This window comes from Rhodoplanes sp. SY1, from assembly GCF_046000175.1.
In the GTDB taxonomy this organism is placed as follows: Bacteria; Pseudomonadota; Alphaproteobacteria; order Rhizobiales; family Xanthobacteraceae; genus Rhodoplanes.
This window is the reverse complement of sequence record NZ_JBEOMB010000548.1, coordinates 1-699: the sequence shown is the minus strand read 5'-3', so window position 1 is coordinate 699 and position 699 is coordinate 1. Positions and strand designations below refer to the sequence as shown.

General features: G+C 76.4%; 2 protein-coding genes. Both read left to right on the top strand.

Going from position 1 to position 699, the window contains the following annotated elements; genetic code table 11:
- The coding region (locus ABTU92_RS30875) for a hypothetical protein (protein WP_408095328.1) at positions 1-313 on the top strand (313 nt) is incomplete at its 5' end.
- The coding region (locus tag ABTU92_RS30870) for a hypothetical protein (protein WP_408095327.1) at positions 313-699 on the top strand (387 nt) is incomplete at its 3' end. The genes ABTU92_RS30875 and ABTU92_RS30870, both read left to right, overlap by 1 nt.

Here is a 699-nt window from a genome sequence, read left to right as displayed (position 1 = left end):
GGGCCACGTGCTGGCCGTTCGCGCCGTCGATTTCGGCAGCGGCGAGGCGCAGGCGGCCTGCATCCTGGCGCGGCTCGACGCCTATCTGCGGCTCGATTTTCCGGACGGCCCGGACGGCATGCCGACCACCGTGCCGTCGGTGCGGCCGATCTGGCGCGAGGCGATCGACTGGCTCGCCCGGCACGCGCCCACCGCGCTCGCCGGCGCCCGCTACGCCCCGCACGCCGTGCCGGTCCACCTGTGCGGCGGCGGGATCGCCGACGCCCCCGAGCACGAGCTCGACCGCATCGACACCGGAAACGGGAGGTTCTGATGGCTTTTCGCGGACGTCATTCGCTTGCGCTGCACGCCCCGGCCTATGCCAATGCGCGGCGGCCGGCCGGCCGCGTCGCCGCGGCACTCACGACGGCGCAGCGCAGCGCCCTCATCCTGTTGCTCGGCGGGCCGCTGGTGTCGCGGCCGCGCGGCTGGTGCCGGCGCGGCTCGACCCTTCCGGTCGCCTCGGCGAGCGTCGTCGACATCCTGGTCGCCCGCGACCTCGCCGCCACGGCGACGGCCGGCGAGACGGTGGCGCGGCTCACCGCGCACGGCGTGCTGGTCGCCTCGACGCTGGCGGCCAAGCACGCCGACGCGCTGCGACTCGCGGCCGAGATCGGCCGCACGTGGCTGATGCAGCGCGCCGCCGGCGTCGCCGCGCAG